General features: G+C 57.8%; 9 protein-coding genes. All 9 read left to right on the plus strand.

The genetic code is table 11. From position 1 onward, the window contains the following. A partial coding sequence (locus tag ADADOO_RS17075; RefSeq protein WP_511278715.1) for a DUF4115 domain-containing protein occupies nt 1–390 on the plus strand: 390 nt, incomplete at its 5' end. 3 nt (nt 391–393) lie between these two features. Beyond that, nucleotides 394–1,623: a flavodoxin-dependent (E)-4-hydroxy-3-methylbut-2-enyl-diphosphate synthase gene (ispG, locus tag ADADOO_RS17080; protein ID WP_511278716.1), complete on the plus strand. Its 1,230-nt coding sequence runs from the start codon at nt 394–396 to the stop codon at nt 1,621–1,623. Continuing rightward, on the plus strand, nt 1,620–2,909 hold the full coding sequence (gene hisS / locus ADADOO_RS17085; protein ID WP_511278717.1) for a histidine--tRNA ligase: 1,290 nt from the start codon (nt 1,620–1,622) through the stop codon (nt 2,907–2,909). Before ispG ends, hisS begins: the two co-directional genes overlap by 4 nt. 5 nt (nt 2,910–2,914) lie before the next feature. Then, nucleotides 2,915–3,553, plus strand: coding sequence for a YfgM family protein (locus ADADOO_RS17090; RefSeq protein ID WP_511278718.1), 639 nt, complete (start codon nt 2,915–2,917; stop codon nt 3,551–3,553). Further along, entirely contained in the window at nt 3,553–4,713 is a 1,161-nt protein-coding gene (gene bamB / locus ADADOO_RS17095) for an outer membrane protein assembly factor BamB (RefSeq protein WP_511278719.1), read from the plus strand. The genes ADADOO_RS17090 and bamB overlap by 1 nt, the downstream gene beginning before the upstream one ends. After that, a complete protein-coding gene (der, locus tag ADADOO_RS17100; RefSeq protein WP_511278720.1) occupies nt 4,710–6,038 on the plus strand; it encodes a ribosome biogenesis GTPase Der in 1,329 nt (442 codons plus the stop codon). Before bamB ends, der begins: the two co-directional genes overlap by 4 nt. A gap of 79 nt (nt 6,039–6,117) precedes the next feature. Then, a complete protein-coding gene (hfq, locus tag ADADOO_RS17105) occupies nt 6,118–6,354 on the plus strand; it encodes an RNA chaperone Hfq (RefSeq protein WP_011288708.1) in 237 nt (78 codons plus the stop codon). A gap of 63 nt (nt 6,355–6,417) precedes the next feature. Beyond that, nucleotides 6,418–7,572: a GTPase HflX gene (hflX, locus tag ADADOO_RS17110; RefSeq protein WP_511278721.1), complete on the plus strand. Its 1,155-nt coding sequence runs from the start codon at nt 6,418–6,420 to the stop codon at nt 7,570–7,572. A 37-nt stretch (nt 7,573–7,609) separates the two neighbouring features. Further along, a partial coding sequence (locus tag ADADOO_RS17115) for a protease modulator HflK N-terminal domain-containing protein (protein WP_511278722.1) occupies nt 7,610–8,127 on the plus strand: 518 nt, incomplete at its 3' end.

Below are 8,127 nucleotides of genomic sequence, written 5' to 3' on the forward strand. Positions count from 1 at the left end.
GTTGCCGAGCCGATTTTCCCTCCGGGAACGACGCCGCAACAGGTCATGAATCCGCAGGTCCTCGCGCCGGCTGAATTACAGGCTCCCCAAGCGGCTTCCTCGTTGTCGCCGGCCAACCAGGAAGGACGAGAGTCCGGAACGGCGCCGGAAAATGCTCCCCAGATGCGTTTTCTGTTCGAGAAGGATTCCTGGCTTGAGGTTCGCGATCGCGACAACAAGGTCGTCTTTTCCCAGAGGCTGACGGCTGGAACCGAGCAGGCGCTGTCCGGCCAGGGGCCGCTCTCTGTGACAATTGGTTATGCGCCGGGCGTCCGTGTTTTCTGGCATGGTCAGGCTGTGGATCTGGCGCCGCATACCCGTGGCGATGTGGCCCGTCTGGTTTTGGAGTAAACCGTGAGCGCCGTTGCCAAACGCCTGACCCGGTCCTGTCTTGTCGGGCACGTGAAACTGGGGGGCGATGCCCCAACGGTTATCCAGTCGATGACCAACACCGATACGGCCGACTATCTGGTCACCGCTCTGCAAACGGCTGAACTGGCCCGGGCCGGTTCTGAGCTGGTGCGCATTACGGTGAATTCGCCGGAAGCTGCCGCTGCCGTGCCGAAGATCCGCGAGCACCTCGACCGGATGAACTGCAATGTGCCGCTGATCGGTGATTTTCACTACAACGGCCATCGCCTGCTGACCGAACATCCCGCTTGTGCCGAGGCGCTAGCCAAGTACCGGATCAATCCGGGCAACGTCGGTTTCGGCAAAAAGAAGGACGAACAATTCGCCCAGATGGTCGAGCTGGCCTGCAAATACGACAAGCCGGTGCGTATCGGTGTCAATTGGGGCAGCCTCGACCAGGAATTGCTGGCGCGAATAATGGACGAAAATTCCGGTCGACCGCAGCCTTTGGATGCAACCGAGATCATGCGTCACGCGATGGTCACTTCGGCCCTCGAATCGGCCGCCAAGGCGGAAGAGGTTGGCTTGGCCGGCGAAAAGATCATCCTGTCCTGCAAAGTCTCCAGTGTTCAGGATCTGATTGCCATTTATCGCGAGCTTTCGAAGCGCGCCGACTACGCGCTGCACCTCGGTTTGACCGAAGCGGGCATGGGTTCGAAGGGCATTGTCGCGTCGACCGCCGCGCTCTCCGTTTTGTTGCAGGAAGGCATAGGCGACACCATTCGCATTTCGCTGACCCCGGAGCCGGGGGGCTCCCGCTCGCAAGAAGTAGTTGTCGCCCAGGAAATCCTGCAAACGATGGGCCTGCGCGCCTTTACGCCGATGGTTGCGGCCTGTCCCGGTTGCGGCCGGACAACCAGCACCTTGTTCCAGGAGTTGGCTGGCCAGGTTCAGGATTTCGTGCGCGCCAAAATGCCTGAATGGAAGCTGCGCTACGATGGTGCCGAGAACATGACGCTGGCCGTTATGGGCTGCATCGTCAATGGCCCTGGCGAATCGAAGCACGCCAACATCGGCATTTCCCTGCCGGGTACTGGCGAAGCGCCCTCCGCTCCGGTTTACGAGGATGGCCAGAAAACGATCACTCTCAAAGGCGACAACATCGCCAACGAATTCAAGCAAATCATCGAGCGCTATGTCGAGCGCACCTACACCAAGAAACTGAAGTCATGAGTCAAACCTTGCAAGCCGTCCGCGGGATGAACGACATCCTGCCCGACGAAGCCGCATTCTGGGAGCTTTTCGAGGACACCATCCAGTCGTGGCTGAAGAGTTACGGTTATCGCCCGATCCGCATGCCCATCGTCGAGCCGACGCCGCTTTTCAAACGCGCTATCGGCGAAGTCACCGACATCGTTGAAAAGGAAATGTATTCCTTCATCGACAGTCTGAACGGCGAGGCACTGACCTTGCGCCCGGAGGGGACCGCTGGTTGTGTGCGTGCCGTCATCGAGCACAATCTGGCGGCCCGCCAGACCCAACGCCTTTATTACATTGGCCAGATGTTCCGCCATGAGCGCCCGCAAAAGGGCCGTTATCGCCAGTTTCATCAGGTCGGCGTCGAATCCTTCGGCATGGCCGGCCCCGACATCGATGCCGAAATGATCCTGATGGGGGCTCGCCTGTGGAACGACCTCGGGCTGGATGGTATTGAGCTGCAGATCAACAGTCTCGGTCAGTCCGAGGAGCGGGCCCAACATCGCGCCGCCTTGATTACCTACTTCGAGGAAAATGCAGAGTCGCTCGACGAAGACGCCAAGCGTCGCCTGCATACCAATCCGCTGCGCATTCTCGACACCAAGAATCCGGCCATGCAGGACCTGTGCGCCGCGGCGCCGAAGCTGATTGATTATCTCGGTGCCCAGTCGTTGGCCCACTTCGAAGGCGTGCAGCGCGTTTTGCGTGATGCGGGCATCCCCTTCAAGATCAATCCGCGTCTGGTCCGTGGCCTCGATTATTACAACCTCACCGTTTTCGAATGGGTGACCGACAAACTGGGGGCGCAGGGTACGGTCTGTGCTGGTGGCCGTTATGATGGCCTGGTCGAGCAACTCGGCGGTAAGCCCACGCCAGCCTGTGGTTTTGCCATGGGCATCGAGCGCCTGATCGCCTTGATCAAGGATTCTGGAGGCGAGCCGGCAGCGCCGGCGCCGGATGTTTACCTGGTACATCAGGGCGATGAAGCCGCTCGCCTTGCCTTCCGGGTTGCCGAAGGCCTGCGTGATCAGGGCATCGACGTGCTGCAGCATTGCGGTGGCGGCAGCTTCAAGTCGCAGATGAAAAAAGCCGATGGCAGTGGCGCGACCTTCGCGGTGATTATTGGTGATGATGAAGCGTCGACCGGAGAAGTCCAGTTCAAGTCGCTGCGTCAGGCCGGCATTGAACAACGTAAACTGAAAGTTGATGAACTGGCAGGAGCCATCATCGACCAAATTCTTGATTCAGACGAAGAGGAATAAGCAGCATGGCGCATTACGACCTCGAAGAGCAGGAACAGATCGATACCCTGAAAACCTGGTGGAAAATGTACGGCAACCTCGTGACGAGCGTAGTCGTTGCGGCTTCGCTGGGGGTTATTGGCTGGCAAGGCTGGAACTGGTACCAACGTGGGCAATCGGCACAGGCAGCAGCCATCTATGGCGTGCTCGAACAGGCGACGGCCATCGGCGATGTCCAGAAAGTCAAAGCGGCGGCAGGTGAACTGGCTGAAAAATTCGGCACTACCAGCTACGCCTCTCTAGGCGCAATGCTGGCTGGCAAGCAGTCTTTTGAAGCCGGCGACCTCAAGACAGCCAAGACCCAGTTTGGCTGGGTTGCCGAAAACGGCAAGGACGAGATCAGGGATCTGGCTCGCCTGCGTCTGGCCGCTGTTCAAATTGACGAACAGGCCTACGACGATGCCCTTAAGCAGCTTGATGCAGCCCATGCCCCAGCCTTCGATGCACGCTTTCAGGAATTGAAGGGCGATGTGCTCTCGGCTCAAGGCCAGAAAACCGAAGCGCGGACGGCCTATAAGGCTGCGCTGGACAAGATGACCGGCAAGCAGGGCGCCGGTCGTGAATTGCTGCAACAGAAACTCGACAACCTGGGTGAGGCCATCTGATGTCACGTCAACTTGTTGCCCTCCTTGCCGCTGCTGGCCTGTTGCTGGGCGGTTGTGCAACTGTGTCGGATGCGATCGATTCGATCAATCCGTTTGCCAGCACCGGGCCGAAAATGGCCCCGTTAGGCCCGTTGACCGCAACAGCGGAAGTTCGCACGGTCTGGTCGGTCAGTGTTGGCAAGGCTGGTGACTATACCTTTACGCCAGCCGTAGTCGGCAGCGTTGCTTATGTGGCGAGCCGGAATGGCACGGTGTCCAAGCTGGAAGATGGCAAGCTCGTTTGGAAAGTTGAAGCCGGCCAACCCCTGTCGGCTGGCGTCGGCGCCAATCGCCGCCTGCTCGTCGTCGGTACTTCGAAAGGTGACGTGCTGGCCTTTTCCGCCGAGGATGGCAAGGCGCTTTGGCAGGCCAAGGTTTCGAGCGAGGTGCTCGCCGCACCTGTCGTCGGTGACGAGGGGGTGGTGGTGAAGAGCGGCGACAATCGCATTCATCTGCTTGATGCCGGCGATGGCGGGCGCAAATGGGTTTATCAACGGTCAACGCCATCTTTGTCGGTACGCAGCGCCGGCTCGCCGGTGTTTGCTGATCGCTATATCTTTGTCGGCTACCCCGGCGGCAAGCTCGTCGCTTTGGCGATACAAAACGGTGCGCCGGTCTGGGAAGGGGCTGTTGCCTTGCCCAAGGGTGCTACCGAACTTGATCGGGTGGCCGATATCGTTGCGTCGCCTGTCGTTGATGGTCGCCTGATCTGCGCTGTCGCCTTCCAGGGGCGTGTCGCCTGTTTCGATATGGGGCAAGGCGGGGCAATGGTCTGGTCGCGCGACTTGTCGTCGGTTGCCGGTCTGGCCATGGATAGCCGCTACCTGTTCGTCGCCGATGACAAGGGGGTTTTCTACGCGCTGGATCGCCAGTCCGGCAGTAGCCTGTGGAAACAGGATAAACTCAAAAACCGTCGTCTTTCTGCGCCTGTTGTGCAGCGTGGACTGGTCGCCGTGGCTGATGCGGAAGGGTTCGTACACTTTCTTTCCCGCGACGATGGCAGCTTTGCCGCGCGCCAGAAAACCGATGGCACGCCGGTTCGCGCGCCACTTCAGATGCTCGGTAACGCCGTTCTGGTTCAGACCACGGGCGGCAGCGTGAGCGCAATCGAGGCTCAATGAAACCTACGCTCGTTCTGGTTGGTCGACCCAATGTCGGCAAATCCACGCTGTTCAACCGTCTGACCAAGTCGCGTGATGCCATCGTCGCCGACCTGCCGGGGCTGACCCGCGACCGTCACTATGGCCATGGAAAACTCGGCAAGAAGCCTTACTTGGTAGTCGATACGGGCGGTTTCGAGCCGTTGGTCAAGGAAGGCATCCTGCACGAGATGGCCCGCCAGACCGAACAGGCGATTGCCGAAGCCGACGCCATCATCTTCGTTGTTGATGGTCGTGCCGGCCTGACGCCGCATGACAAGGAAATCGCCAACAAGCTGCGCCGCGTCGATTGCCCGGTGATCGTTGCGGTCAACAAGGCGGAAGGCATGAATTCCGGCATGGTTGAGGCGGAGTTTCATGAACTCGGCCTCGGCGAGCCGAATGCCATCTCGTCGGCCCATGGCGAAGGCGTGCGCGGTCTGGTTGAGCTGGCGCTCGAAAGTTTCCCGGAGCCCGAAGATGACGAATGGCACTCCGATGCCATTCGCGTTGCCATCGTCGGGCGCCCCAATGTCGGCAAGTCGACCCTGATCAATACCTTGCTTGGTGAAGAGCGCGTCATCGCCTTCGATTCGCCCGGAACGACACGCGATTCGATCGAAATCGATTTCGAGCGAGGCGGCCGAAAATATGTGCTGATCGATACCGCTGGCATGCGCAAGCGCGGTAAGGTTTTTGAATCGATCGAGAAGTTCTCGGTGGTCAAGACGCTGCAGGCAATTGAGGATGCCAATGTTGTCATCCTGATGGTCGACGCGCAGGCCGATGTTTCCGACCAGGATGCGCATATCGCCGACTTCATTGTCCAGTCTGGCAAAGCACTGGTGGTTGCGGTCAACAAATGGGATGGCCTCGATTCCTACGTTCGTGAGCAGACCCGCCAGATATTGCAACGTAAGCTGCAATTCCTCAGTTTTGCCAAGTTCCATTTCATTTCAGCACGCGACAATATCGGTCTGGAAGCGCTCTTCCGCTCGGTTGAATCCGCCTATGCAGCGGCCATGGCCAAGATGACCACTCCCCGCCTGACCCGCGTCCTGATCGATGCCGTCGCCAAGCAGGCGCCGGCCAAGCATGGCCTATTCCGGCCCAAGCCGCGCTACGCCCACCAAGGGGGATCGAACCCCCCGATCATCGTCATTCACGGCAATGCGGTCGACAAGATAACGGATAGTTATCGACGTTTTCTTGAACATACTTTCCGTGAAGCCTTTAAATTGCAGGGAACGCCGTTGCGCATCCAGTGTGTCAGCGCAAAAAATCCGTTTGCCGACAAAGACAAGTAATAATCTGAAAAATCTTTGGCAGCACTTTATAAATTTGGGTACATTAGGACCCTCATAACAATTACATGGAGTCCACACCATGAGTAACAAAGGGCAACTTTTACAAGACCCCTTCCTCAACGCTCTTCGTCGCGAGCATGTTCCTGTTTCAATTTACCTGGTGAACGGAATAAAACTGCAGGGCCAGGTCGAATCGTTTGATCAGTACGTTGTGCTGCTCAAGAATACAGTTACCCAGATGGTTTACAAGCATGCCATCTCAACGGTGGTTCCGGCGCGTCCGGTCAACCTTCAGCAGGAACAGGCTGCAGAATAATCGAATCCTGTCCAGCAACCCGCCGTTATGGCGGGTTTGCACTTCTCTTTCCCGGAAATGCCCATGATTGAACGACCCGCCGCCGGTGAACGTGCGGTGATTGTTCAACTAGATTTTGGTCAGCCTGATCTCGAAGACCAGTTGGAAGAGGTTCGTTTGCTGGCTGAGTCGGCGGGGGGTAAGGTTGTTGCTGAAGTTTTCGGCAAGCGCCAGAGTCCTGATCCGAAGACGTTTGCCGGCAAAGGGAAAGTTGACGAAATCGGTGCCATGGTTGCGGCCGGTGAGGCCGATCTGGTGATCTTCAATCATCAACTGTCGCCGGCGCAGGAACGTAATCTGGAGCGGGCGCTCAAATGCCGGGTGATTGACCGAACCAGTCTGATTCTTGATATTTTTGCCTTGCGTGCGTCGAGTGCCGAGGGCAAGTTGCAGGTTGAACTGGCCCAACTCGAACATCTGTCCACTCGGCTGGTTCGTGGCTGGACGCACCTTGAACGGCAGCGCGGTGGTATCGGCATGCGCGGCCCTGGTGAAAAGCAACTGGAAACGGACCGCCGTCTGCTCGGCAATCGCGTCAAGCTGTTGAAGGAGAGGCTTGGAAAATTATCGAGGCAACGCGGCGTTCAGCGCAAGGCGCGAATGCGCGGGGAGGTCTTGAATGTTTCGCTGGTCGGTTATACCAACGCCGGCAAGTCTACGTTATTCAACGCCTTGACGCATGCCGGTGTTTTTGCGGCCGATCAGTTGTTTGCTACGCTCGACACCACTTCCCGCAAATTGTGGGTAGAAGGGGCTGGAAATATAGTGATTTCGGATACTGTCGGATTTATTCGCGACCTGCCTCATTCTTTAGTTGATGCCTTTCATGCGACCCTGGAAGTGGCAACGCATGCAGATTTGCTGTTGCATGTGGTGGATAGTGCCAGTCATGCTCGAGACGAGCAGATAGGCGAAGTGAACAAAGTGCTCGGGGAAATTGGCGCTGACCATGTCAGGCAATTAGTCGTCTGGAACAAGATCGACCTGACCGAAGCCATGCCGGGCGTCGAGCGTGGCGAGTATGATAGTATCGCGCGCGTCCGAGTTAGCGCCCGTACTGGAGAAGGCGTGGATTTGCTGCGTGAGTCCTTGGCCGAATATGCCCGCGCAAAGGCTGATGCCCGTCAGAAGGCGATAGCTGATGCTGAATATGAAGCACAACACGATTACATTTACTGAATTCCCGAGACCCATGATTCCGACCTTAGGTATTTTTATGTCGCTAAATGACCCGCAGTGGGGTAACCGCGGTGGCAGTGATGGCGATAAATCCAACGGCAGTGGCCCGCGCCGACCCAACGACGGTCCTCCTGATCTGGAAGAGCTCTGGCGCGACTTCAATCGCAAGCTGACCGGTATGTTCGGAAAAAAAGGCGGTGGTGGCGGTAACGGCGGCGGTGATGGTCCACGCATGCCGAATATCGATTTCAATCCGAAATTCATCGGCGGCGGCGTCGGCCTCCTGATTGGCTTGGTGGCTGTTGTCTGGCTTGTCTCTGGCTTCTACATCGTCGATGCCTCTCAACGTGGCCTCGTACTCCAGTTCGGCCGTTTCAAGGAAGCGACCGAACCCGGTCTGCGCTGGCGCATGCCGTATCCGATCCAGTCCCACGAATTGGTCAATTTGACTGGTGTGCGTACCATCGAAATTGGCTACCGTGGCAGCGAGCGCAACAAGGTGCTCAAGGAAGCGCTGATGCTGACTGATGACGAGAACATCGTAAACATTCAGTT

Origin of the sequence: Azonexus sp., from assembly GCF_036170495.1 — a bacterium.
Classification (GTDB): domain Bacteria; phylum Pseudomonadota; class Gammaproteobacteria; order Burkholderiales; family Rhodocyclaceae; genus Azonexus.